This window comes from Micromonospora humidisoli (genome assembly GCF_016900955.1).
In the GTDB taxonomy this organism is placed as follows: Bacteria; Actinomycetota; Actinomycetes; order Mycobacteriales; family Micromonosporaceae; genus Micromonospora; species Micromonospora wenchangensis.
In genome coordinates this window covers 257,489-280,535 of record NZ_JAFEUO010000002.1, presented here as the reverse complement: position 1 = coordinate 280,535, position 23,047 = coordinate 257,489, and the positions used below count along the sequence as shown (strand labels likewise).

Genomic DNA, 23,047 nt, shown 5'->3' with positions numbered 1-23,047 from the left:
CACCGTTCCGGCGGTCGGTGAGGGCCGCTGAATCGGTGACCGAAATCGCACGCTACACGAGGAGTGACGACAGCGCACGACCACAAATAGGGGCAAATCAGACGGGTATCGACCCGGTCACCCATCGGTGAACGTCGCTGCGGTATGCATGCCTGCATGACCTCTGCCCCGGCCCCACCGGCGACCCGCACGGCCCCCGTGCACCGGGTGCGTCCGCAGGACGCGGCCCGGATGCGGGCGCTGCGGCTGGAGATGCTCGCGGACGCGCCGCTGGCCTTCCTGGAGACGGTCGCCGAGGCAGCCGCCCGCCCGCACGCCGACTACGCGGCCCGGGTCGCGTACGTCTCCCAGGGGTGCCACACCGCCCAGTTCGTGGCCGACCCCGGCGGCCGGCTGGTCGGGCACGCGGGCGGCACCATCTCCCCCGACGAGCCGGGCCTGACGGTGGTCTACGCGGTCTACGTGACCCCCACGTGGCGGGGTACCGGCCTGCTCGGCGCGCTGATCGACGAGGTCGCCGCCTGGTCGCGCGCCTGCGGCCGGCCACAGCTCATGCTGGAGGTGGTGGTCGGCAACGACCGGGCCTGCCGGGCCTACCGTCGCCTGGGCTTCACCGACACCGGGGTACGCGTCCCGCACCCCAAGATCCCCGCCCTCAACGAACTCCAGATGCGCCGCCCCGCCTGACCCGCCGCCCCTCCCTCCCCTCCCCTCCCCGCCCCGCCCGGCCTCCCCCGTGATCAAGAGGTTTAGGTCAAGTGATCAAGAGGTTCAGGTCAACCAGCCGCCCGGATCTGACGCAAACCTCTTGATCACCGGGGCTGGCCGGACGGGGGCGGGACGGACGGGGTGGGGCGGGGCGGACGGGGTGGGGTTTAGGCGGGGCGGCGGGACTGGATGATGCGGAAGCGGTTGGCCACGTAGGCGCCGTCGGTGAGGGCGGCGTTGGCGGCCGGGTTCGCGCCGCTGCCGTGGAAGTCCGAGAAGGCGGCGGACTGGTTGACGAAGACCCCGCCGGTGAGGTTGGCCGACAGGTGCACCCCGGCGTCGATCGCGGCGGCCTCGGCGGCGTCCAGCACCGCCTCGTCGGTGGAGTAGACGGCGGCGGTCAGCGCGCCGCACTCGCCCACGGTGGACCGGAGGATCTCCAGGCCGTGCGCGGTCGAGTCGGTGGCGATGACGAACGAGATCGGCCCGAACCACTCCCGGCCGTAGACCTCGGTGTCGGTGGCGGCGAGCTTGACGATGGTCGGCGTCCGGACCACCGCGTCGGGCAGCGCCGGGTGTGTGACGGTACGCGACTCCAGCACCGCCTCACCGACCTTGGTGACCTCGTCGAGGCGTTCCAACACCCCGTCGTTGACGATCGCGCCGGTCAGCTCCACCCCCCGGGCCGGATCGGCGGTGAGCTTCCCGACGGCGGCGGCGATGCCGGCGGCCACCTCGTCGAAGCTCTTGTGCCCCTGGTCGGTGTCGATGCCGGCGGCGGGGATCAGAATGTTCTGCGAGGTGGTGCACATCTGTCCGCTGTAGAGGGTCAGCGTGAAGCCCAGGTTGCGGCACATCCCGACGAAGTCGTCGGTGGAGTCGATGACGACGGTGTTCAGGCCGGCCTTCTCGGTGTAGACGGTCGCCTGCCGGGCGTTGGCCTCCAGCCAGTCGCCGTACCCGGTGGAACCGGTGAAGTCGACGATCTTCACGGCGGGGTGCAGGGCCAGGGTGGAGGCGAGCTTCTCGCCGGGGGCCTCGGGGGCGAGCAGCACCAGGTCGGGGTCGAAGCCGGCCTCGGCGAGCACCTCCCGGGCGTACTTCACGGTGATCGCCAGGGGCAGCACCGCGCGGGGGTGCGGCTTGACCACCACCGGGTTGCCGGTGACCAGCGAGGCGAACAGCCCGGGGTACGAGTTCCAGGTCGGGAAGGTGTTGCAACCGATGACCAGGGCCACCCCGCGCGGCACCACGTGGAACGTCTTGGTCATCCGCAGCGGGTCGCCCTTGCCGGCGGCCTTCTCCCAGCCGGCCGTCCCCGGGTGCCGGGTCATCTCGGCGTACGCGTAGGCGATCGCCTCCAGGGCCCGGTCCAGTGCGTGCGCGCCACCGGCCTGGAACGCCATCACGAACGCCTGGCCGCTGGTGAACTGCACCGCGTTGGCCAGTTCGAAGATGTGCTTGTGCAGCCGGGCGAGGATCTCCAGGCAGACTCCCGCCCGGGTCTGTGGGCCGGCGTCGCGCCAGGCCGGCAGGGCGGCGGAGGCGGCGGCGACCACCTCGTCCGCGCCCGGGTGCGGGTAGCGCACGTCCAGGGCCACCCCGAACGGGCTCGTCTCGGTGGCCACCCGGTCGCCCGCGCCGGGCTGGTCGAGCGGGAAGTCCCCACCGAGGTACGCCTCGAAGGCGGCCCTGCCGTCGGCGGCGGCGGTCTCGCCGTACACCCGGGGGCTGGGCGATTCGGGGTAGGCGGACCAGTACCCGCGTTCGGTGATCGCGGTCAGCGCGCGGTGCAGGGTGTCGGCGTGCCTGTCGTACAGCGGGTGCGGGGTCTCCGTCATGCCCGCCATCATGCAACAGATCACGACCAGATCAGTAGGGGCGTGTCACAGTTCAGATGGTCAACTGCCACTCCGTGGACCCGGCCACCGGCCGGAACCCGAGCTGCTCGTTGATCGCGATCATGTGGCTGTTCGCCGCCGCGTTGTAGGTGTCGACCGCGCCCAGCTCCGGCTCGTACGCCAGGGTGTGTTCGAGGTTCTCGGCCTTGCAGAGCAGGCCGAGCCGGTGCCCCCGGTGGGCCGGGTCGACGATGGTGATCTGCTGCCAGGCGTGCCGGGTGGTGTTCGCGGCCAGACTGAGCACGCTCCAGGCGACCAACCGGCCGGACGCCCCGTGCACGGCGGCGACGCTGTACCGGCGGACGCCCCGCGCGTCCAGCGCCCGCTCCATGCCCTGGAGGCGCTCGGCGTCCATCCGCTCGGGTTCCCATTCCAGGTCGCCCAGGGGTGCGTCGGCCAGCAGCCGACCCTCCAGGTAGGCGAGGTCGGCGAGGTGTTCCGGCGGCGGGTGACCGTGCCAGCGGACGGTGCAGTAGCCAGCGGCGGTCGACCGCGCCCCGGCCCGCAGCGCCGCCAGCCGGTCCCGGTCGAGCGCGGTGACGTCGAGCCGGCGGCGGACGTCGACGAGCGCCGGCCGGGCACCGAGTGCCGCCGCGAAGGCGGCCCCGGGAAACTCCCCCACCGGGGTGGCCCCGACCGCTCCGGCCGACGGCTGCCCGCCCAGGCCACCCGACGCCGACGCACCCGGCTCATCGGGTGTCGTCCCACCCGGACCGCCTGACGCCGACGCACCCGGCCCGACCGGCGTCGTCCCGCCCGGGATCGCCCCGCCCGGCCCGTCCGGTAGCGGGGTCACGGCGGAGCCGACCACCCGCTTGCAGCCGGCCTCCCGGAGCAGCCGCCGCGCGTGGGCGGCCAATGCCCGTCCCACTCCGCGCCGCCGGTACGCCGGATCCACGGCCAGCTCGATGCTGGCGTTCTCGGTGTTGTCCAGCAGGTGCAGGTTGATCCGGACCCAGCCGACGGGCACCCCGTCGAGCCGGGCCACCGACCACCTGGTGTCGATGCCGGGCATCGGGTGCCACAGCGCCGCCTCGAAGCGTCGCCGGCACAGCGGCGGCAGGTCGGGCGATTCCGTCGCCTCGACCGTGGCCGCGATCCGGTAGGCCGCGTCGAGGGTGGGCTGATCGGTCCGGTCGATCGTTGCGATGTCCAGGGCCACGCCGCGAGTCTTTCCCGTGGACGACATCGGGGGCCAGCGGATTTCCGCTGGCCCCCGGTTCACGTTGGTCGGGAGGGACGTTCGCACAACGCCTCCGGCGTTGGGTCGCAAGAACTTGAAAAGTCTCCGGCGAAAGCCCTCCCGCACGGAGCATCTTCCGCCGCCCGGTTCCTGCCGTCAAGTCCTTCCCGGTGGGTTTTCATCACCCACCGCGAAAACCCGGTCACCCAGAGATCCACTCGGGCCGCCCAGCGCCCATGATCGACACGCGCACGGGGCCGACCACGCAGGGGGCGGGCGGCGCGCCGGGTTCAGGCGAGCAGGCCGGCGTCGCGGGCGGCCCGCAGGGACGGCTTGATCCGGTGGGTGGGGCCGACCTGACCGGCGACCGCGTCGATGGTCTTGAGGCCCTCGCCGGTGTTGAAGACGACCGTCTCGGCGGTCGGGTCGAGCCGACCGGACTCGACGAGCTTGCGCAGCACCGCCACGGTCACCCCGCCGGCCGTCTCGGCGAAGACCCCGGTGGTACGGGCCAGCAGCCGGATGCCGGCGCGGATCTCGTCGTCGTCGACGTACTCCATCCAGCCGCCGGTGCGCCGCACCGCCTCCAGGGCGTACAGGCCGGCGGCGGGGTCACCGATGTTGAGCGACTTGGCGATGCCGGTCGGCCGGACCGGGGTGATGGTGTCGGTGTCGGCGTGCAGGGCGGCGGCGATCGGGTTGCAACCTGCCGACTGGGCGCCGAACACCTTCCAGCCCCCGGCCGGCGCTTCGACCAGGCCGATCTCGACCAGCTCGGTGAACGCCTTGTCGATCTTGGTGAGCAGTTCGCCGGAGGCCATCGGGATGACCACCTGGGCCGGGATCCGCCAGCCGAGCTGCTCGGCCACCTCGTACCCGAGGGTCTTGGAGCCCTCGGCGTAGTAGGGCCGGACGTTGACGTTGACGAAGGCGGTGTCCTCGAACTCGTCGGTCTCCACCAGCTCACCGCAGAGCCGGTTCACGTCGTCGTACGAGCCGTCGATGGCGACCAGGTCGCCGCCGTAGACGGCGGTGGTGATCACCTTGCCCTGCTCCAGGTCGCCCGGGATGAAGACCACCGAGGGCGCACCGGCGCGGGCCGCGTGGGCGGCCACCGAGTTGGCCAGGTTGCCGGTCGAGGCGCAGGCGAACCGCTCGAAGCCGAGCGCCTTCGCGGCGGTGAGTGCCACCGAGACCACCCGGTCCTTGAACGAGTGGGTCGGGTTGGCGCTGTCGTCCTTGACCCACAGCGGCGCGCTGATGCCCAGCTCGGCGGCGAGGTTGGGCGCGGCCACCAGCGGGGTCAGCCCGGGGTCGAGGGTGACCCGGGTGGCCGGGTCCTGGCCGGCGGGCAGGAGGGCGGCGTACCGCCAGATGTTCTGCGGGCCGGCCTCGATCTGCTCCCGGGTGACGCGGGCCAGCGCGGCGGTGTCGTAGTCGACCTCCAGCGGGCCGAAACACTCGTGACAGGCGTGCTGCGCGGCGAGCGGGTAGCGGGCGGAACAGGCGCGGCAGACCAGCGCGCGGGCGGGGCTGGCGGTGGTGTCGATACCGGGGGCGGCGAGCGTCGACGTCATGTCGATTCCTCTCATCTTTCCCCGCATCGCACCCTGCGGCGGGGACGGAATTGGCACCTGCCCCGCCGGACGCTCAGCGATGAGCGCGCGGGGTGGTTGCCGGGGCGTCGTCGGGCCGTATCCCTCAGCCCCTCTGGATGAGGTATGCAGTTGTGGGACCGAGTCTAGGCAGCTTCGCGGCCTTCGCCCAGCCGGCTTCCCACGGTGTGAGCCACCCCGCTGCCGGACCTCGGCCGGGCACCCCGGCCGGCACCCTTGTTTCGGGGAAGTTTCCAGCTCAACACGGCCGTACGCACCGGGCCGGGAAAGCCGTACGCCGGCCCCCCGGTCGGCCCCTGACCGCGCTCCGACAGGCCGACCCGGGCCGCCCGTGGAGCCGATGACCGATATTGCCATCGATCAGTACGGTGCGGTCACCTGATGTCGAGAGAGGACCCCCCGGCCATGCGACGGATCCCGTTGAGCCTCACCAGCCTCGCCCTGGTCTGCCTGCTCACCGCGTGCGGGGGTGAGCAGGGCCCGACGGAGGCGGCGACGCCCACGGTCAGCCCGTCCACCGAGCCCTCCACCGCCTCGGTGCTGAACGCGACCACGCCCGACCCGATGCCCACCAGCGCCAAGCCGGCCCCGCAGCAGAAGAGCGCCTCCGGCACCGCCCCGGCGACCACCACCACCGCCCCGGCACCTGTGGTCAAGGCTCCGTTGACCTGCGCCCACCTGGCGGGCGCCAAGCTCGGCAGCAGCAAGACGCCCTACAACGGCTACCCGGACTACCTGCCGTTGACCGAGGGGCAGTGGTCGGGCGAGGACGGCGCGACCGTGACGCTCCAGAAGCCCTGCGGCATCGGCGACCTCGACGGCGACGGCGCGGACGACGCGGTCGGTGTGGTCTCGGTCAACTCCGGGGGCAGCGGCACCTTCTACACCGTCGCGGTGTGGCGCAACAGCGGCGGCCTGCCGGTGTTCCGGGCGCTGACCGACCTCGGCGACCGGACCCCGGTCGTGTCGATCAGTGTGGCCGGGCGGCGGGCCACCGTCGTCTGGTTGACCCGCAGCCCCAGCCGGGGCATGGCCGAACTGGACATCAGGCGCACGTCGGTCTACAAGCTCTCCGGCAGCACGCTCACCGAGGTGAGCCACTCCGACGCCCCCTACAACCCCTGACCGGACGGGTCGCCGGGGCCACCTGCCCCGGCGACCCGGATCGGTGGGTCAGACCGGCACCGAGCTGGGCTCGGACGCCGGGGTCGCCGGGGCGTCGGAACGCCGGCCGCCGAGCAGCGTGTCGAGCGCCCAGGAACCCGGGCCAAGCACCGCGATCAGCAGGAACGACCAGCAGAACAGCGCGGACAGTTCCCCACCGTTGCGCATCGGCAGCAGCCCTTCGGGCTGGTGCACCACGAAGTAGGCGTACGCCATCGAGCCGGACGCGAGCAGCGCCGCGGGCCGGGTGAACAGACCGGCGAGCACGAGTGCGCCGCAGACCAGCTGGATCAGCGCGGCCCACCAGCCCGGCCAGGTGCCGAGCGGGACGGCCTTGCCGGTCATCGGGTTGCCGCCGAACAACCCGAAGACCGACGACAGGCCGTGCAGCATGAACAGCAGGCCGATGACGATGCGGTACAGGGACAGGGTCGGCCCGCCGAGCCGAGAGACGTTCATGGGAACCTCCATGGAAGGGATTACTTCCCACCCATGATGAGGCATCGAAGCACTTAAATCGATAAATTCTTTGTTACTGGGAAGATCCCGTCGCGAGACAATACCCCACCTTCCGCACCCCGGGTCACCGCCCGCCGGCCGACGCCGGCCGACCGACCGACCCCCACCCCGCCCCCACACCCCGCGCCGACCACCCGCGGGGCCGTCGGCGCGGCACGGAACATAATGATTGTTAACTATTAATTAACTGTCATCAAGTTCATACCCCCCGTTTATGGTAAATGAATATGCGCACAATTCGCGTGACCCGTGGCGGGCGCATCGTCCAACGGGCGGTGGGACCATCCGACCCCGACCACCACCTCCCGCCGCGACGCAGCCGGCGCGGCTCCCCGACCGACACTCCCGGCCGACACTCCCGCACCACACCGTGCGACGTGCACGTTCACTGAGCGCGCCGACAGGCGTGGAGCGAGCCGGCCACCCCGGCGGCGGCCGACACCCGGGACCGTCCGCCCCGGCCCGTGCGCCGGCTTCGGACGACAGCAACCGGTTGGCGCGATATTCCCGGGAAACCCCGAAAGCCGGACCCATCAGCAATTTCCGCGACGCCACCCCCGGGCATACTGCGGCACCTCCGAGCCGCCACCCAGCGCCCCGGCCGATCCCCCGGGCAGTTCAATAATCCTTAACAACCAGTACCACGACATCGACCTACGTAATACGTTAGCCTCGTCACCACGTTACGCCCGGAACTGCGGACCCATCCCCCTGTTCATCAGCCGTCCACACCACACCCATCGGCCCGTGATGCCCGTGTCGGCAATTTCCTATTTCCGTCGTACGAGGCACCCCGGGCGACCGGTGCTGCGATTCCGCGCGTCACGTCGATTATCCATTCCCCCTGGTCGAGAGCGGTCTGCCCACTCCCCGTCCCGGCTGACGCCACCTCGACCAGCATTCACGGAGAGGACCACCGTGCGACGTCGACCACTCCTGCCGTCACGACTTCTGGCCGCATTCGGCACGCTGATTCTGCTACCCGTTCTCGCCACCCCGGCCAGCGCCGACACCCCGTCCGAATCGATACGGCTGCTCGCCAAGGCCGCCGCCGACGAGTGTTTCGCCGGTGTCGGGGTCGACTACCCTCCGGGGCCGCCCTGCGCCGAGGGACAACCCAAGGTCAACCAGTCGTACGTCTGGGGGCTCGCCCAGGCCGGCCGCCGGCTCTGGTTCGGCACCGGAGCGAACGTGCTCTGCCTCAAGCCCAAGGGCTACCAGGTCCGGGAACCGATCCTCAACGACGACTACGTCTGCGAGTTCAACCAGAGCCAGCCGGCCCGGAACAATCCGGCCTGGCCGGCCACCCTCGGCGACCACCGCGCACCCGAGGTCTACACCTACGACCTGGCCACCGAACGGCTCACCGAGCGCACCGCCGACATCACGTCGGCCTCCCCGGCGGACGCCAACCTGTTGAACACCACGGCCGGGCTGCGCAGCGCCGCCGCCCACCAGGGCGTCGTACTGCTCGCCGGCCCCAGCGTGCTCGGCGGGGTGAACGTGTTCGCCTTCGACGGCATCACCGGCCGGTACCTCGGCTCGACCAACCTCTCCGCGTACGAGAACATCAGGCACTGGGTGGTCGCCGCCGGTGTGCTCTACGCCGGGGTCGGCGTGGGCATCAACGGCGGCGAGGCGGGCAAGGTGCTGCGCTGGACCGGCGACCGCACCACCCCGTTCAGCTTCACCGAGGTCGCCGACCTGCCCACCCAGGTCGCCGACCTGACCGAACACCAGGGCCGGCTCTACGTCTCCACCTGGCCGAAGGCGGTCGTCGAGGGCTCCGTCGCGCCGTCCCCGGTCAGCACGGTGGCCACCGCCCCCGGCGACAGCGGCACCCCACTCGCACCCCCGGCCGAGGACGTCAACGACCTGGCCAGCATCTGGCGGAGCCCGCTGCTCGCCGTCGGCACCCCCGGCCTCAACCCGGAGGACGCCGGAAACTGGACGCAGGTCTGGTCGGCCGCCGAGTACGAGCCGGACCCGGTGGTCCGCCGGGCGTACGCCCTCGGTGGGCTCGCCTCCTTCGGCGGCCAGCTCTACTGGGGCACCATGCACGTGCCGCTGCAGGCGACCGCCCTGCACGTCTCGGTGTACCCGCCGCGCACCCCGGCGCAGCTCCAGGCCACCGTGCAGAACACCCAGCGGGCGTTCGCCGTCTTCCGGGGCCAGAACCTCGGCGGAGCCCACGAACGGATCGAGACGCTCTACGGCGAGTCGACGCTGCCGGCCTTCGACCCGGCCGCGAACAACGGCGTGGGCGCCTGGGCGCCGGCACCCACCGGCGTGACCCCGGTCTACGGCGGTTCCGGCTTCGGCGACCCGTTCAACCTGTACGCCTGGAAGATGGCGGTGGCCGGCGGCCGGCTCTACATCGGCACCATGGACTTCGCCTACATCTCGCTGGAGGGGCAGATGCCGACGCCGCCGGCCGGTGCCACCACCACCCCGCCCACCTTCGGCTCGGACCTCTGGGCGTTCGACGGGTCGGACCAACCCGCCCGCGCGGTCGACACCGGAGGCTTCGGCAACCCGCTCAACCAGGGGGTACGCACGATGATCGTGGACGGGACCACGCTCTACGTCGGGATGGCGAACCCGATGAACCTGCGTACCGACCCGACGCCCGGCGTCCCCAAGGGGGGTTGGGAGCTGATCCGGGTCAGCCGCCGGTGACGCCGGCCGGCTGACCGTGGCCCGGCGGCCCGGGGTTCCACCGGCCGCCGGGCCGCACCGCCCGCACGCCACCTGCCCGCACGGGTGTGGCGCGCGGATCGGGGGTCACCCGGCGGCACGTCGCCCACCGGGCGAGGTGCCGCCGGGCGGGCCCGGGGCCGTCACGGGGTGGCGAGGGCCTCGGTGGGCGAGAGCCGGCTGGCCCGGATCGCCGGGTAGAGCCCGGCCAGCGCGCCGATGGCGATGGTCGCCCCGATACCGCCGGCCACCACCCAGAGCGGCACCACGGTCGGCCACCCCTGCGAGCTGGCGTAACCGGCGGTGACCAGGCCGCCGAGCAGCACCCCGCCGACGCCGCCCAGGGCGGACAGCAGCAGCGACTCGGCGAGGAACTGGGTCCGGATCTGCCCCCGGGTGGCGCCCAGCGACCGCCGCAGCCCGATCTCGGCCCGCCGCTCGATCACCGAGATGACCATGGTGTTGGCCACCCCCACCCCGCCGACCAGCAACGCCACCGCGCCGAGCCCGAGCAGCAGGCCGGTGAACGCCTCGTCGGTGGCCTGCTGGGCGGCGAGCGCGTCCGACGGCCGGGAGACCTGGATCTCGTTGGACTGCTCCGGGTTGGCCGTCGCCGCCAGCACCGCCCGGACGGCCTCGACGTGCTGCTCGGCCGAGCGGGTGTAGATCCGGGTCGGATGCCCGTCCAGGCCGAGGTAGGTGGTCGCGGCCGACCAGCCGACCAACGCCGACGAGTCGAGTTCCGGGGCGAGCGGGACCGGCCGCAGGATGCCGATCACGGTGAACCACCGCCCGTCGACGTACACCTGGATGTCGGGCCCGGCCGCACCGAGGCCGAGCCGCTGCGCGGCCACCGACCCGAGCACCGTGGCCGGATACCGCGCGGTGGCCTCGTTGAGCCAGGTCCCGCTGGCCAGCGAGCCGCCGACGGTGTCGAGCAGGTCCAGCTCCACCGCCTGGGTGCCCAGGCCGCCGGTCTGCGCCTCCGGAATCCGGTCCGACCGGTAGACCGGGGTGTCGGCCAGTTGCGCGGTGGCCGACACCTGGCGTACCGGGGCGATCCGGCTGATCATGCCGACCGCCTCGACCGGCAGTTGGGCGTCCGCGCCGAACAGGGTGCTGCCCGGCGCGACGGTGAGCAGGTTGGTGCCCAGGGCGGCCAGCGTCCGGTCCAGGTCGGCCCGGGACGACGACGAGATGCCGACCACGCTGATCATCGCCGCGATGCCGATGGCGATGCCCAGGGCGGACAGGAACGCCCGCAGCGGCCGGGTGCGTAGTCCCACGCCGCCGACCCGCAGCACGTCACGCGGGCTCATCCGGGCCGGGCGCAGCCGCTCCGGCCGCCCGGCGTCACCCCGACGTCGCGCGCCGGTCGGCCGCACCGGTGTCGTGGTCATCGCAGCACCCCTTCGGTAGGCGCGGCGGAGTCCGCCACGATCAGCCCGTCGCGCATCTGCACCTGCCGGGGCAGGCTCGCCGCGATCTCCCGGTCGTGGGTGATCACCACGACGGTGGTGCCGGCCGCGTGCAGTTCGTGCAGCAGCTCCATCACCCCCGCACCGGAGCTGGAGTCGAGGTTGCCGGTCGGCTCGTCGGCCAGCAGCAACGGCGGTTCACCGACCACCGCCCTGGCGATCGCCGCCCGCTGCCGCTCGCCGCCGGAGAGCTGGTGCGGCCGGTGGTCCAGCCGGTGCCCCAGGCCGACCCGTCGCAGCGCCGCCTCCGCCCGCCGCCGCCGCTCCCGCCGGGGCACCCCGGCATAGAGCAGGCCGTCCGCCACGTTCTCCACCAGGGGTACGCCGGCAGCCAGGTGGAACTGCTGGAACACGAACCCGATCCGGCTGGCCCGCAACGCGGACAACTCCCGGTCGGACAGCCGGGCGGCGTCGTACCCGTCGATGTGGACCGCGCCCGAGCTGGGCCGGTCCAGCGTGCCGATCACGTTGAGCATGGTGGACTTCCCCGACCCGGACGGGCCGACGATGGCCACCAGGGCACCCCGGTCGACGGTCATCGACACCCCACCGAGGGCGGCGACCGTGTCGCCGTACCGTTTGGTGACGTCGCGCAGCTCGACCACGTGGTCGGGGCCGGCGGGCCGGGCCGGCTCAGTCACCGGGCATCCCCACGGTCAGCCCCGCGGTGACCCCCTCGCCGGAGACCTCCACCCGACCGTCCGCGAACAGGCCGGTGCGCACCGCGACGATCCGGGTGCCGGTGTCCTCCACCACCTGTAGCCCGTAACCGCCCTCGGCGAGGGTGAGCAGCGCCGCGACCGGTACGGAGAGCACGTCGGCGCGTTCCGAGGCGATCAGGCCGAGATCCACCGCCGCCTTGTCGTAGCCGGCCAGCACCTTCGGGTCGTCCCCGGTGACGGTGACCTCGATCTTGGTCTCGGTCTCCGGGTCCTTGCCGGACGCCGCCGTCGTCTGCACCACCGTCTCGACCGTGTCGACCCGACCGGTGCTGCGGGTGCCGTCCGGCAGGGTGATGGTCACCTTCGCGCCCTTGCGGGCCAGCCGCTGGTCCTCGACGTCCAGGGTGCAGGTGACCAGCCGGGCCGTCCCGGTGGTGGACAGCACCACCTTGCCCGCGCCCACCGTGTCGCCCACCTCCACGCCGTGGCTCTCCACCCGCACCTCGCCCGGGGCGTAGACGATCCGGGCCGGTTCGACCTGACCGGTCTCCGGCAGGCCCAGGTCCTCCTGCCAGTCGCGGACCGCGTCGGCGGTCGCCGAGGTGAAGTCCTCGTCGACGTCGAAGCCGGTGTGCCCGAGCGCGGCGAGGTTCTGCTCGAACTGCTTGACGTCGGTGCCGCTGACCCCGGAACGCAGCATCCGGTACGCGGGCAGGCTGCCGTAGAGCAGCACCACCGGCTCGTCGTCGATCCGGTAGAGGGCCTTGCCCCGCTTGACCGTCGCGCCACCCGCGGCGAGCCAGGTGACCGTCCCGGCCAGCCGGCTCTCCCGGGCGCGCGGGGTGCCGTACCCCAGCTCGCCGTTCTTGGTCTCCCGGTCGACCAGGGTCTGCCGGGTCACGGTGGCGGTCGCCGGCGGCCGGTCCACGGCGGCCGACCGGTCGGCCTGGCCGTCGGTGGCGGAGGTGACCGCCACGACCGCCACCGCCACCACCAGCAACGCCACCGCACCGAGCAGGACCCCGGCGCGTGGGCGTCGCCGCCGGGCCGGTGGCTCGTCGGGTGCGGTGGCGGTCGACTCGACGGGTCGGGCCGTGGTGCTCATGACGTCCTCCGGCGTTCACCGAGGTTGGGCATGATCTCCCGACACTTGTCGAACGCGGCCCGCACCTTCGGGTCCTTCAGGTCGATGTTGGCCTTGCCGGGCTGGATGCGCCCGTCGGCGGACGGGTCCGGGAAGTCCGGCACGCCGTTCTCCCGCATGCAGCCGGCCAGCTTGCGGACCTGCTCGGTCTGTTCGGCGTCGAGCTGCCGGGGTTGCCCGCCGTTGGGGGCGTACTCGCGGCACTCCTGGAGCGCCGCCTGCACCTTGCCCAGGTCGATGTCCGCCCCCGAGTCGAACCGTGGCCCCTTCTGCCCCGGCTCCGGGTCCGGCACGTCGAGGCCCTGTTCCCGCAGGCACGTGGTGAACTTGAGCTGGCGCTGCTCGTCGCTCAGCCCGGCGGCGGACACCGAGGGCTCCGCGCCGCCACCACCGGCGGTGGCCACCCCGGGGTCGTCGTCGCCGTCGGACTGGCAGCCGCTCAGGGCCAGGGCCGCCACCACCGGCAGGGCCAGCAGCAGGCTCAGCGGATTTCGTCGCATCGTCGGTCTCCCTTCCGGCCGGCAGAGAGCCGGCATTAGGGATAACTCAACTCCTCAGGCGGTATCCAGGGCATAAGCGGTGGCGTTAACGCGGTGGTTATCCCGGCGTAGGCGAGGATGGAACGGTGCGCGTACTGGTGTGCGAGGACGAGAAGCTGCTCGCGGACGCGATCGCCGAATGGCTCCGCCGGGAGTCGTTCGCGGTCGACGTCGCGTACGACGGCGACGCGGCCCTGGAACGGATCGGCGTCAACGGCTACGACGTGGTCGTCCTCGACCGTGACCTGCCCGTCGTGCACGGTGACGACGTGTGCCGGGCACTGGTCCGGGCCGAACGGGACACCCGGGTGCTGATGCTGACCGCCGCCGCCGCCGTGCGGGAACGGGTCGCCGGCCTGGCCATCGGCGCCGACGACTATCTCACCAAGCCGTTCGCGTTCGTCGAGCTGAGCGCCCGGGTGCACGCGCTGACCCGGCGTACCCGCCCGGCCGCCCCGCCGAAGCTGAGCCGGGCCGGGATCGTCCTGGACCCGGCCCGCTTGCAGGTCACCCGGGACGGGAACTTCGTGCCGCTGTCCCGTAAGGAGTTCGGCGTGCTGGCCGAGCTGCTGCGCGCCGACGGCGCGGTGGTCTCCGCCGAGGACCTGCTGGAACGCGCCTGGGACGAGCACATCGACCCGATGACCAACGTGCTGCGGGTCACCGTGATGAAGCTGCGGCGCAAGCTCGGCGACCCGCCGGTCATCGAGACGGTGCCCGGGGTGGGATACCAGATCCGATGAGGAAACCGACCATCCGGGCCCGGCTGACCCTCATCTACGGCGGCCTGTTCCTGCTCGCCGGCACGGTGCTGCTCGCCGTGACGTACGTGCTGGTCGACCAGCGGCTCGCCCACGGGCTCGGGTTCAACCTGCGCGGCAGCGGCGGCAATGAGTCGGTCTCGCTGCCGCAGGGCACCCAGATCAGCGCCAGCCAGGCCGAACACCTGCGCACCATCGTCCGACAGGTGCAGGACGACGCCCGCCGCGACGCCCTGGACTCGCTGCTCACCCAGGGCGGGGTGGCACTGGCCGTGGTGACCATCGCCGCGGTCGCCTTCGGCTGGCTGGTCGCCGGCCGGGCGTTGCAGCCGTTGCAGCAGATCACCGGCACCGCCCGCCGGATCGCCGGGGCCGACGGGGCGGGCCGGGGGCTGCACGAGCGGATCGCCCTGGTCGGGCCGACCGACGAGGTGAAGGAGCTGGCCGACACGTTCGACCTGATGCTCGAACGCCTCGACCGGTCCTTCGACGGGCAACGGCGCTTCGTCGCCAACGCCTCACACGAGCTGCGTACCCCGCTGGCGATCAACCGGTCCCTGGTGGAGCTGGCGATCACCAGGCCGGACGCCTCACCCGAGGTCCGGCAGCTCGGGGAGACCCTGCTGGCCGTCAACGAACGTCACGAACGGCTGATCGACGGGCTGCTCACCCTCGCCGACTCGGAGAACGCGCTGGCCGAACACGCCGAGGTGGACCTCGCCGAGATCGCCGGGCACGTCGCGGAGCAGACCGGCCGGTCCACCACGCTCGCCGTCACCCGCGAACTGGCCCCGGCACGTACAGCCGGCGACCCGGTGCTGCTGGAACGGCTCACCCAGAACCTGGTGGAGAACGCCGTCCGGCACAACGTCGACACCGACGGCTGGCTCTCGGTCGCCACGGCGGTGGTCGACGGTCGGGCCACCCTGACCGTCAGCAACAGCGGGCCGGTGGTGCCCGGGTACGAGATCGAGACGATGTTCCTGCCGTTCCGCCGGCTCAACCGGGAACGGGTCGCCGGTCAGCGGGGCTTCGGCCTGGGGCTGTCCATCGTGCGGGCGGTGGCGCGGGCGCACGGCGGGACGGTGCGGGCCGTCCCCCGCCCCGACGGCGGCCTGGTGGTCACCGTCTCCCTCCCCACCACCGGCTGACCCGACGGCCCACGGCCAGCGGAGCCATGACGGGAGATGACGATGAACGCGACGAAGGTCGTGGTTGCCCTCCAAGCGGTGAACGACAACACCGTCGTACGCCCGTACGGCGACGGCCTGCTGGTCGACCTGCCGCTGACCTACGGCGACGGCGACGGAGTGCGGGTGTTGGTCGAGCCGATGGGATCGGGCTACCGGGTGACCGATCGCGCAGCCGCTGCCTCCCTGTTGGCCATGGCTGGAGTGAACCTGTCCACCGGCCGCGCAGCCGAGGCATTCGCCGAGCTCATGGTCGGGGCCGGCCTGAACGGGGTCAACGCTGCACCCGGTGAGATCACGACTTTCGGGGCCGCTGATGATCTGGGCAGGCTGGTGCTCGACGTCGCCCAGGCCTCCCTCCGCGCCGATCAGTTGCGATGGCTCGCCCCACGGCAGGCGGGAATGGGGTTCGTCGATCGGGTCACGGACCGGGTCACCGCTTGGGCCGGGCGCAGCCGCGAGCTTCAACGGGACGCTCCGATTCCGCTGGAGTCAGGACGGAACCGGCCGGTCACCCTGCGGGTCGCCAACGACAGTAAGGCGGCATACGTCCAGGCCGTCAGCCTGCGTGATCCCGATCAGGCAGCCGAATACTGCTACCACGTCTTCGGCCTGTCGACGATCGCGCGAGAGAGCCGGGTCGCGGCGCTGGACGGCTCGGCGCGCGACTGGCCGGCAGCGATCGTCGCCGAGTTGCGGACGGTCAGCGACGTCGAGTTCTTCGATGACCCACTCAGCCTCGAACGGCAACTCGACAAGGTCGTACCGCCCCCGCAGGCCGCGCTCCGGTAATGGCGGGAGCCGCACCGTCGGTGTGGGCATAGGTGGGCACTCATGATCATTTAGCCTTCTCGCGCACTCGACACGGCGTGTCGTCTCCCTGACCTGCAAACAATCATGGGAATCCTCTCCGGCACACCGCCGACCTCATCCTGCTCACGACGCGACAGCGCCACCGCTCGCGCAGCCGTGAAACGAGACGGAACAGCCCCATGATCGTGCTCGATCCATGATGTCAACACGGTTGCGTTAACGCCGTGGGCGGCTGGTCAACCCGGGACAGGAAGTGCCCGATCGGGGAGCGGGGTGGGCCCGCTTGACGATCATGGAGTTGTGGTGCCGACTTTGGGGTTTTACGGGCGTTCCGTTACCCACCACAACTCCATGATCGGCGAGGCAGCGCTGGTTGACGAACAGCCGTTCCACCTAACGCAACGGTGTTGTCCACGATGTAGTGGCATCCCACTACCACGACACCACTACAACGTGGATACAGCACGACGGTGCAGGTGCAGGTGCAGGTGCGGGCGGGGTGGGTGCGGGGTACGGGTGGGGTTTCAGGCATGCGGGGTGCGGAGTGGGTCCCGCCTGAGCGATCGAGATCAGGAGCCACCCGCCTCACGGACGAACACTCCACGACCCGGCGCTCCGACGACCACACCCCGGTCACCCAACAGCGCCACCACCCTGCGCAGCCGTCGAAAACGAGACGGAGCAGCCCCCATGATCGTGCTGTATCCACGATGCAGTGGCATCCCACCGCTACGACACCACTACATCACGGACACAGCATGACCTTGCGGGTGCGAGGGCGAGGGCGGCGGGGTGGTGCGGGGTGGGTCCGCGAGCTGAGCGTAGGGCGGGAGCTTCGCCGCCGGCTCATACTCGCCGGCCGTGACCCGGCCGGCGATGTCGGCGGCAATGCCGGTCTAGCTCAACGGAAGCGGGACATGGTGATCCGTCGTATCAACTACGCCGGGTCCTCAGGTGCGGCGACGTAGGTTCCCTTGCCCTGGTGCCCCTCCACCAAGCCGCGATCCCGCAAGATTCGCAGCGCCGCCTGAGCGGTCGAGATACTGATCTTGTATTCGTCGGCAAGCTGGGCATAGGTGGGCAGCTTGTCACCAGGGGCAAGCTCACCGGCACGAATCTGCGCGGTGATCGTCTCTACGACACGAACGTAGTCAGCGGTTCGGTTGGCCATCTGTGGTACTCCTCGCTCGGCACCACCATCTGACCACGAATGACCATTACCTACAACATCGTCGTTGACTTAGGTAACCAACCGAACTAGCGTATTTAACCGGGACTCCTCGCTCGGCAGCCTGGCGTCCCGCCCCGGGTCACACACCCGGACAGCGCCGGGGCAGTGCGCGGCATCCCGGCCAGGAACCCCCTTGCAGGCTGGTCGGCGTGCTGCCCCGGCACCCACCCGGGCAGAGGAGGCACGGTGGAGACGAATACGGAGGTGCCGGTCGCCAGTGCGATCTGGGCGGTCGAGCAGGTGGCCGCCGAGTTGCGGGAGACGTACCTCGGGGTGGCAGCCGCCATGGTGCTGCTGCAACGCGTCGGTGCAGGCTGCACGCACCCGGCGCTCCGGCTGGCCCAGCGTTGCAGCGGGGATGCCCTCGACCTGGCCGGCGAGGTCGACCAGCAGGTCACCGACGGGGTACGCCGACTCCGGGGCACCGCCGGACATGCGGATCCGAGCACCATCGGTGAGCTGGTCGAGGTGTTGGACACCGTCGGCAGCCAGTGGAGTGCGGCGGCCGATCGGATCCGGCGGCTCCCGGCCCGGGTCACCGCCGCCGGCCAACAGCTCCGCGACGCGCCCCCCACCGACGCCCCACCCACCGAGGTCACCGGTCCCGCCGGGGCGGCCACCCGTCGGCAGGGGCGACACGACACCGAGACGACCACGCGGCAGTGGCGATACGCCGCCGAGCAGCTCGACCTGATGGCCGAGTGTCTGGCCGCTGCCGTCGCCGCACTGGGGTCGTACACCGACGGGTTGTCGGGTGCGGCACCCCGACCGGCCAGGAAGGGCGACACAGGATGATCTATCGAGCCGGGCGGCGGCTGCTGCCGCAGCACGTCCGCACCGTCACCTTCGGCACCCGTCGGTGGCGTGGTCTCGACCCCGAGCAGGTGTACGCCTTCCTCGACCAGGTCGCCGACGAGTTGGAACGGGTCACCCGGGACCTGGCGACCGCCACCACCGAGGGCGAGCGCATCCGGGTGGCGCTGCGACGGTGGGGATCAGGGCACACCGACTGCCGCCGGACGAGAGCCGCCCGGAACAGGTGGTGGCCACGATGACCGACCCGTGCTGGATCATCCACCTGCCGACCAGGCTGACCAGCGTCGACGAGGTCGCCGCCCTGGCGATGGCGTTGCGTCGCTCGCTCGGGCACGTGCTCGCCGTCGACTTCGGCGAGACGACCCTGTCGCCGGAGGACCGGCAGTCCGTGCGTACCCGGGTCTGGTGCGACGCCCCGCTCGGCGGCCCCGGCCGCTGCGGTCGCACCGCCGGCCACGACGGCGGGTGCGCCCCGACGACGGAATGATCGACTCAACGGGGCCGATGTCGCGGTGTCCGCCGGCGGCGATAGCGCAACATCGACCCCGTTGCTCCACGGCGAGCGGGCGGGGGTCAGCTGGTGACGTCCTTGCGGGTGAAGCGCCAGAAGGCCAGTCCCCAGAACAGGGTGGCGTAGCTGACCGCCGAGATCGCGCCCCGGACCACGTCGTCGGTCTGCATCGGGGTGGACAGCAGGCCCAGCCAGGCGCTGCTGTAGTGGGTCGGCAGAAAGTCGCGCAGCACCCCCAGCGCGGTGATCTGGTCCAGGATGCTGGACAGGATCCACAGCAGCACCGCACCACCGACCGCACCCAGCGCGGCATCGGTGACCACCGACAGCAGGAACGCCAGCCCGGCCACCACCAGCAGCACCACCGCCAGATAGCCGAGCACCGCCAGCAGCCTTACCAGCCCCTCGGTCGGGGTCAGCTCGGCGGCGACCTGGCTGGTCAGCGGCGACCAGCCGTAGCGCAGGGTACCGGCGAGCAGGGCCGTACCGGCCAGCAACAGCAGCGCCAGCCCCGAGTACGCCAGCGCCACCAACAGCTTCACCGTCAGCAGCCGGGCCCGGGGCACCGGCACCGCCAACAGGTAGCGCAGGCTCCCCCAGCTCGCCTCGCTGGCCACCGTGTCACCGCAGAACAGCGCCACCACCACGACCAGCAGGAACGACGCCGACACCAGGATCGAGAAGAGGGTGAAGTTGAGCCCGCCCGAGGTGGCCAGGTCGGCGAGGCTGGCGAACTCGCCCCGGCCCCCGCCGTCGTCGTCCCCGGACTCGAACTGGAACGCCACCAGGATGATCAACGGCAGCAGCACCATGAACCCGAGCGCCAACTGGGTACGCCGCCGCGACGCCTGCCGGCGGAACTCCGCCCCGAACGGCAGGGTCGCCCCCGGCCGGTAGCCGGCCGCCGCCCCACCCGACCCGAACTCCCCCACCCCCGACGGGGAACCCACCGAAGAACCTGCCATCACCGGTCACCGCTTCCCCGAGAGTTCTCGCCCACCAAAGCGAGGAACGCATCCTCCAGGCGACGCCGTGGCACCACCCGGTCCACCCCGATCCCGGCCCGGACCAGCTCGGCCACCACCTCGCTGCGGGCGGTCCCGTTCGTGTCCACCACCAGAGCACCGGCGTCGTCGGCGGTCAGCACCTGCACCGCGTCGAGGCGGCTCAGCACCTTCCGCGCGGCGGCCTGGTCGGTCACCTCGAACAGGGTGCTCGGCGACTCGCCGACGATCTCCTCCACCGGGCCGGACGCGACGATCCGGCCCTTGTTCACCACCACCGCGTGCGTGCAGGTCTGCTCCACCTCGGCCAGCAGGTGACTGGAGACCAGCACCGCCCGGCCGTCGGTGGCGTACCGCTGGAGCACCCGGCGCATCTCGGCGATCTGCGGCGGGTCCAGGCCATCGGTCGGCTCGTCGAGCACCAGCAGCTCCGGCAGGCCCAGCATGGCCTGCGCGATGGCCAGCCGCTGCCGCATGCCGTGGCTGTAGTTCTTGGTCCGCCGGTGCACCGACTCGCCCAGGCCGGCGATCTCCAACGCCTCGTCGAAGTGCGCGTCGGCCCACGGCCGCCCGGTGGCCCGCCAGTACGCCTTCAGGTTGTCCAGGCCGGACAGGTGCGGCAGGAAACCGGGCCCCTCCACCAGCGCGCCGATCCGCGACAGCACCGGCGAGCCGGGCACCAGCCGGTGCCCGAAGACGTAGATCTCCCCGGCGGTCGGCTGGGTCAGCCCCATCAGCACCCGCAGGGTGGTGGTCTTGCCCGCGCCGTTCGGGCCGAGCAGCCCCATCACCTGACCGGGGTGCACCTCGAAGTCCACCCGGGACACCGCGACGAACCCGTCCGCGTACTCCTTGCGCAGGTCGCGGACGGCGAGCGGGATGCCCGCGTACTCGGGGTGGACGGAGTCGTCCTGGCGGCGGTGCCGGCGGCGGACCACGGCGACGACCACGACGAGCCCGACCAGGATCGCGGCCAGCAGGCCGACCAGCACCCAGCGCCACACCGTGGCGGTGGTCGGGATCGGGGTGGCGGTGACCGTCGGCAGGCTCACCGCCCCGTCGACCGCCACCGTGTAGACGGCCGGCGCGGTCGGCGTGGTGTACGCCTGGTCGGCGGTGGCCAGCACCACCCGCAGCCGGTGCCCGGCCTCGACCCGACGGACGATCGCCGGCAGGGTGACCTGGACCGGCTGCGCGGCGTCGATCGTGGCCGGCAGCCCGGTCAACCGGATCGGGGCGACCAGCCCGTCGGGCAGCGTCGCCGCGCCGGCCGGGTCGACGTCGTAGAGCTTGGCGAACAGCACCGCCTCGCCGGTCGCCGACGCGGCCCGGACGGTGACGGTGGGCGCGCCCACCACGTCCACCGCCTCGGTCAGCGGCGCAGACTCGAACCGGGCGTGCTGGCCGGGCACGTCACCGGCCACCCCGTCGAGCAGGGAACCGAGCGAACCGGCGAACGGGATCGCCGAGATCGCCGCCGGGTTGCCGTTGGGCGGGTTCGCGACCGGCTGCGCCGGCCCGGTGACCGGCACCTCCCGCCGGGCGTCCCCGGTCACCCCGGGATAGTCGGCGGTGCGGTAACCGGTGGCGACCAGTCCCCGGTCGAGGGCGTCGAAGCCGGCGATCCGGGAGAACGTGAAGTCGTCACCGGGGGCCGCGCCGGTGCCCTTGACGTAGTGGTCCAGCCACTGCACGGTCAGGTACTTCACCCGGTCGGAGTCGCTGGTCGGCCCGGTGCCGCCGTCGTGGCCGCCGGTGAACCAGGCCACCCGCACGGGGGTGCCGGCGGCGGCGATGCCACGCGCGTTGGCGTCCGCCTCGGTGAGCGGGAAGAGGGTGTCCGCCTCGCCCTGCACCAACAGGGCGGGGGCCTTGATCCGGCCCAGCACGTCGGCCGGGGAGGAACGCCGGAGCAGGTCCACCGCCGCCTGGTCGGCCCGCCCGGTGGTGGCGATCCGCAGGTACGCGGCACAGACGTCGGCGGCGAACCGGCCGCAGGACGGGTCGGCGGCGGCCCCGGGGGCGCGCGGCGACCGGCTGCCCGGCCCGTCGCCCGGCTGCGGGCTGGGCGCACCGGCCGACGCGGGAGCGCCCTCCGGCTGGACGGCGGCGGTGTTGCCGGAGAGCCCGGCCGGCCCGGAACCGGCGCTGCCGCCGCCGCCGAAGAAGATGCCGGCCCAGCCCTTCTTGAAAACGCCCTCGGTGGCCGGCTTGCCGGTGCTCTCCGGCAGGAAGGCGCGGGACAGGTCGTTCCAGGTGATCATGGGGACGATCGCGTCGACCCGGGGGTCCTGCGCGGCCAGCAGCAGGGCCAGCCCGCCGCCGTACGAGCCACCGACCACCCCGACCCGGGGGTCACCGGCGGTGTCGGTACGCACCTCGGGGCGGGCGGCCAGCCAGTCCAGCAGCCGCTGGGCGTCGCGCACCTCGTAGTCGGGGCTGTCCAGGTGGATCTGCCCGCCGCTGCGGCCGAAGCCCCGCGCGGTCCAGGTCAGCACCGCGTAGCCCTGCCCCACCAGGTCCTCGGCGTCGGCGCGGACGGAGTCCTTCGTACCGCCGAAGCCGTGCGCCAGCAGCACCGCCGGCGCCTTCCGGTCGGCCGACGCGCCCTCGGGCAGGTAGAACGTGGTGTCCAGGTCGACGGGCTCGTCACCGGCCGGCCCGGAGCGCACGGTGAGCATGGTCGACTCGGTGCGGAAGTCCGGCCGGTCCGGCCAGACCGCCCAGCCGACGACCGCCGCCAACAGGACGACGACCACCGACGCGGCGACCGCTCGACGACCGGTGGGCAGGGCACGGCGAAGCCGGGCGGCCGACAACGGCGATTTCATTCGGCTCACGGTACGGCCCGGAAGCTGAGCGTTGGCTGAGATCCGCCGTACGTCCGTCCTGGCCAGCCGATCGGCGATCGGCGGGGGCAAACCGCACAAGGTCACCCGGCGTTCACGCAGAACGAATTCGGATTACGTGAATTCACGCGTAAGGCGTGATATCGCTATGGAAACGAGCATGTCACCGTGACAACAGTACGCAGCGTCACGAGAAGGTCAATCTTGCGTCACATCACTCGAAGTGACGCAAAACTGACCCGCGTAGACCTCCGACCAGGG

20 protein-coding genes and 1 riboswitch are annotated in these 23,047 nt (G+C 72.0%); of the genes, 9 read left to right on the top strand and 11 right to left on the bottom strand.

Translation table 11 applies throughout. The features are described from left to right. Positions 1-156 precede the first annotated feature (156 nt). Complete coding sequence (locus JQN84_RS06645; RefSeq protein ID WP_204957551.1) at positions 157-687, top strand: GNAT family N-acetyltransferase; 531 nt, start codon at positions 157-159, stop codon at positions 685-687. A gap of 188 nt (positions 688-875) precedes the next feature. Here JQN84_RS06645 and paaN read toward each other — a convergent pair whose 3' ends face one another. From paaN to thrC, 3 genes are all read right to left on the bottom strand, one after another. Beyond that, on the bottom strand, positions 876-2,549 hold the full coding sequence (gene paaN, locus JQN84_RS06640; protein ID WP_204957550.1) for a phenylacetic acid degradation protein PaaN: 1,674 nt from the start codon (positions 2,547-2,549) through the stop codon (positions 876-878). A 52-nt stretch (positions 2,550-2,601) separates the two neighbouring features. Continuing rightward, the gene (locus JQN84_RS31240; protein ID WP_239485051.1) at positions 2,602-3,765 is read right to left on the bottom strand and encodes a GNAT family N-acetyltransferase; all 1,164 of its coding nucleotides are present in this window, start codon (positions 3,763-3,765) and stop codon (positions 2,602-2,604) included. 317 nt (positions 3,766-4,082) lie between these two features. Then, positions 4,083-5,369 carry a threonine synthase gene (thrC, locus tag JQN84_RS06625; protein WP_204957549.1) on the bottom strand — a complete coding sequence of 429 codons (1,287 nt, stop codon included), beginning with the start codon at positions 5,367-5,369 and terminating at the stop codon, positions 4,083-4,085. Positions 5,370-5,377: 8 nt separating this feature from the next. Beyond that, a riboswitch (SAM riboswitch) is annotated at positions 5,378-5,513 on the bottom strand. Positions 5,514-5,789: 276 nt separating this feature from the next. Here thrC and JQN84_RS06620 point away from each other — a divergent pair. Further along, a complete protein-coding gene (locus tag JQN84_RS06620; RefSeq protein ID WP_204957548.1) occupies positions 5,790-6,533 on the top strand; it encodes a hypothetical protein in 744 nt (247 codons plus the stop codon). Positions 6,534-6,581: 48 nt separating this feature from the next. Here the strand turns inward: JQN84_RS06620 and JQN84_RS06615 are convergent, their stop codons facing one another. Next, positions 6,582-7,031, bottom strand: a complete 450-nt coding sequence (locus JQN84_RS06615) for a DoxX family protein (RefSeq protein ID WP_204957547.1) — start codon at positions 7,029-7,031, stop codon at positions 6,582-6,584. 978 nt (positions 7,032-8,009) lie between these two features. Between JQN84_RS06615 and JQN84_RS06610 the strand changes: the two genes are divergently transcribed. Continuing rightward, positions 8,010-9,770 carry a hypothetical protein gene (locus JQN84_RS06610; RefSeq protein ID WP_281902481.1) on the top strand — a complete coding sequence of 587 codons (1,761 nt, stop codon included), beginning with the start codon at positions 8,010-8,012 and terminating at the stop codon, positions 9,768-9,770. A 161-nt stretch (positions 9,771-9,931) separates the two neighbouring features. Here JQN84_RS06610 and JQN84_RS06605 read toward each other — a convergent pair whose 3' ends face one another. The 4 genes from JQN84_RS06605 to JQN84_RS06590 all read right to left on the bottom strand — a co-directional run bounded on the left by JQN84_RS06605 (position 9,932) and on the right by JQN84_RS06590 (position 13,572). Further along, entirely contained in the window at positions 9,932-11,107 is a 1,176-nt protein-coding gene (locus tag JQN84_RS06605; RefSeq protein WP_204958156.1) for an ABC transporter permease, read from the bottom strand. 77 nt (positions 11,108-11,184) lie between these two features. Then, positions 11,185-11,871 carry an ABC transporter ATP-binding protein gene (locus JQN84_RS06600; RefSeq protein WP_204958155.1) on the bottom strand — a complete coding sequence of 229 codons (687 nt, stop codon included), beginning with the start codon at positions 11,869-11,871 and terminating at the stop codon, positions 11,185-11,187. Between the two features lie 28 nt (positions 11,872-11,899). Further along, positions 11,900-13,033, bottom strand: a complete 1,134-nt coding sequence (locus JQN84_RS06595; RefSeq protein ID WP_204957546.1) for a peptidoglycan-binding protein — start codon at positions 13,031-13,033, stop codon at positions 11,900-11,902. Continuing rightward, positions 13,030-13,572: a hypothetical protein gene (locus JQN84_RS06590; RefSeq protein WP_204957545.1), complete on the bottom strand. Its 543-nt coding sequence runs from the start codon at positions 13,570-13,572 to the stop codon at positions 13,030-13,032. The genes JQN84_RS06595 and JQN84_RS06590 overlap by 4 nt, the downstream gene beginning before the upstream one ends. A 125-nt stretch (positions 13,573-13,697) precedes the next feature. Here JQN84_RS06590 and JQN84_RS06585 point away from each other — a divergent pair, with 125 nt between their 5' ends. From JQN84_RS06585 to JQN84_RS06575, 3 genes are read left to right on the top strand one after another with little or no spacing between them, the layout of a single operon-like run. Next, entirely contained in the window at positions 13,698-14,354 is a 657-nt protein-coding gene (locus JQN84_RS06585) for a response regulator transcription factor (protein ID WP_204957544.1), read from the top strand. After that, positions 14,351-15,523, top strand: a complete 1,173-nt coding sequence (locus tag JQN84_RS06580; protein ID WP_204957543.1) for a sensor histidine kinase — start codon at positions 14,351-14,353, stop codon at positions 15,521-15,523. Before JQN84_RS06585 ends, JQN84_RS06580 begins: the two co-directional genes overlap by 4 nt. Positions 15,524-15,565: 42 nt before the next feature. After that, the gene (locus JQN84_RS06575; RefSeq protein ID WP_204957542.1) at positions 15,566-16,354 is read left to right on the top strand and encodes a hypothetical protein; all 789 of its coding nucleotides are present in this window, start codon (positions 15,566-15,568) and stop codon (positions 16,352-16,354) included. A gap of 958 nt (positions 16,355-17,312) precedes the next feature. Here JQN84_RS06575 and JQN84_RS06570 read toward each other — a convergent pair. Continuing rightward, positions 17,313-17,546, bottom strand: coding sequence for a winged helix-turn-helix domain-containing protein (locus JQN84_RS06570; RefSeq protein ID WP_204957541.1), 234 nt, complete (start codon positions 17,544-17,546; stop codon positions 17,313-17,315). Between the two features lie 246 nt (positions 17,547-17,792). Here JQN84_RS06570 and JQN84_RS06565 point away from each other — a divergent pair, with 246 nt between their 5' ends. The 3 genes from JQN84_RS06565 to JQN84_RS06555 are packed head-to-tail and all read left to right on the top strand — an operon-like array spanning position 17,793 to position 18,909. Then, positions 17,793-18,401: a hypothetical protein gene (locus tag JQN84_RS06565; RefSeq protein ID WP_204957540.1), complete on the top strand. Its 609-nt coding sequence runs from the start codon at positions 17,793-17,795 to the stop codon at positions 18,399-18,401. Continuing rightward, positions 18,398-18,661: a DivIVA domain-containing protein gene (locus JQN84_RS06560; RefSeq protein WP_204957539.1), complete on the top strand. Its 264-nt coding sequence runs from the start codon at positions 18,398-18,400 to the stop codon at positions 18,659-18,661. The genes JQN84_RS06565 and JQN84_RS06560 overlap by 4 nt, the downstream gene beginning before the upstream one ends. After that, the gene (locus JQN84_RS06555) at positions 18,658-18,909 is read left to right on the top strand and encodes a hypothetical protein (RefSeq protein WP_204957538.1); all 252 of its coding nucleotides are present in this window, start codon (positions 18,658-18,660) and stop codon (positions 18,907-18,909) included. Before JQN84_RS06560 ends, JQN84_RS06555 begins: the two co-directional genes overlap by 4 nt. A gap of 86 nt (positions 18,910-18,995) precedes the next feature. Here JQN84_RS06555 and JQN84_RS06550 read toward each other — a convergent pair whose 3' ends face one another. Next, on the bottom strand, positions 18,996-19,898 hold the full coding sequence (locus JQN84_RS06550; RefSeq protein WP_204957537.1) for an ABC transporter permease: 903 nt from the start codon (positions 19,896-19,898) through the stop codon (positions 18,996-18,998). Further along, entirely contained in the window at positions 19,898-22,768 is a 2,871-nt protein-coding gene (locus JQN84_RS06545) for an alpha/beta fold hydrolase (protein ID WP_204957536.1), read from the bottom strand. The genes JQN84_RS06550 and JQN84_RS06545 overlap by 1 nt, the downstream gene beginning before the upstream one ends. Positions 22,769-23,047 lie beyond the last annotated feature (279 nt).

What these genes read in the sequence shown, in the direction of transcription:
- JQN84_RS06645 (WP_204957551.1), top strand. Translation starts at nt 157, where the DNA reads ATGACCTCTGCCCCGGCCCCACCGGCGACCCGCACGGCCCCCGTGCAC.
- paaN (WP_204957550.1), bottom strand. Translation starts at nt 2,549, where the DNA reads ATGACGGAGACCCCGCACCCGCTGTACGACAGGCACGCCGACACCCTG.
- thrC (WP_204957549.1), bottom strand. Translation starts at nt 5,369, where the DNA reads ATGACGTCGACGCTCGCCGCCCCCGGTATCGACACCACCGCCAGCCCC.
- JQN84_RS06620 (WP_204957548.1), top strand. Translation starts at nt 5,790, where the DNA reads ATGTCGAGAGAGGACCCCCCGGCCATGCGACGGATCCCGTTGAGCCTC.
- JQN84_RS06615 (WP_204957547.1), bottom strand. Translation starts at nt 7,031, where the DNA reads ATGAACGTCTCTCGGCTCGGCGGGCCGACCCTGTCCCTGTACCGCATC.
- JQN84_RS06605 (WP_204958156.1), bottom strand. Translation starts at nt 11,107, where the DNA reads ATGAGCCCGCGTGACGTGCTGCGGGTCGGCGGCGTGGGACTACGCACC.
- JQN84_RS06595 (WP_204957546.1), bottom strand. Translation starts at nt 13,033, where the DNA reads ATGAGCACCACGGCCCGACCCGTCGAGTCGACCGCCACCGCACCCGAC.
- JQN84_RS06590 (WP_204957545.1), bottom strand. Translation starts at nt 13,572, where the DNA reads ATGCGACGAAATCCGCTGAGCCTGCTGCTGGCCCTGCCGGTGGTGGCG.
- JQN84_RS06580 (WP_204957543.1), top strand. Translation starts at nt 14,351, where the DNA reads ATGAGGAAACCGACCATCCGGGCCCGGCTGACCCTCATCTACGGCGGC.
- JQN84_RS06575 (WP_204957542.1), top strand. Translation starts at nt 15,566, where the DNA reads ATGAACGCGACGAAGGTCGTGGTTGCCCTCCAAGCGGTGAACGACAAC.
- JQN84_RS06570 (WP_204957541.1), bottom strand. Translation starts at nt 17,546, where the DNA reads ATGGCCAACCGAACCGCTGACTACGTTCGTGTCGTAGAGACGATCACC.
- JQN84_RS06560 (WP_204957539.1), top strand. Translation starts at nt 18,398, where the DNA reads ATGATCTATCGAGCCGGGCGGCGGCTGCTGCCGCAGCACGTCCGCACC.
- JQN84_RS06555 (WP_204957538.1), top strand. Translation starts at nt 18,658, where the DNA reads ATGACCGACCCGTGCTGGATCATCCACCTGCCGACCAGGCTGACCAGC.
- JQN84_RS06550 (WP_204957537.1), bottom strand. Translation starts at nt 19,898, where the DNA reads ATGGCAGGTTCTTCGGTGGGTTCCCCGTCGGGGGTGGGGGAGTTCGGG.
- JQN84_RS06545 (WP_204957536.1), bottom strand. Translation starts at nt 22,768, where the DNA reads ATGAAATCGCCGTTGTCGGCCGCCCGGCTTCGCCGTGCCCTGCCCACC.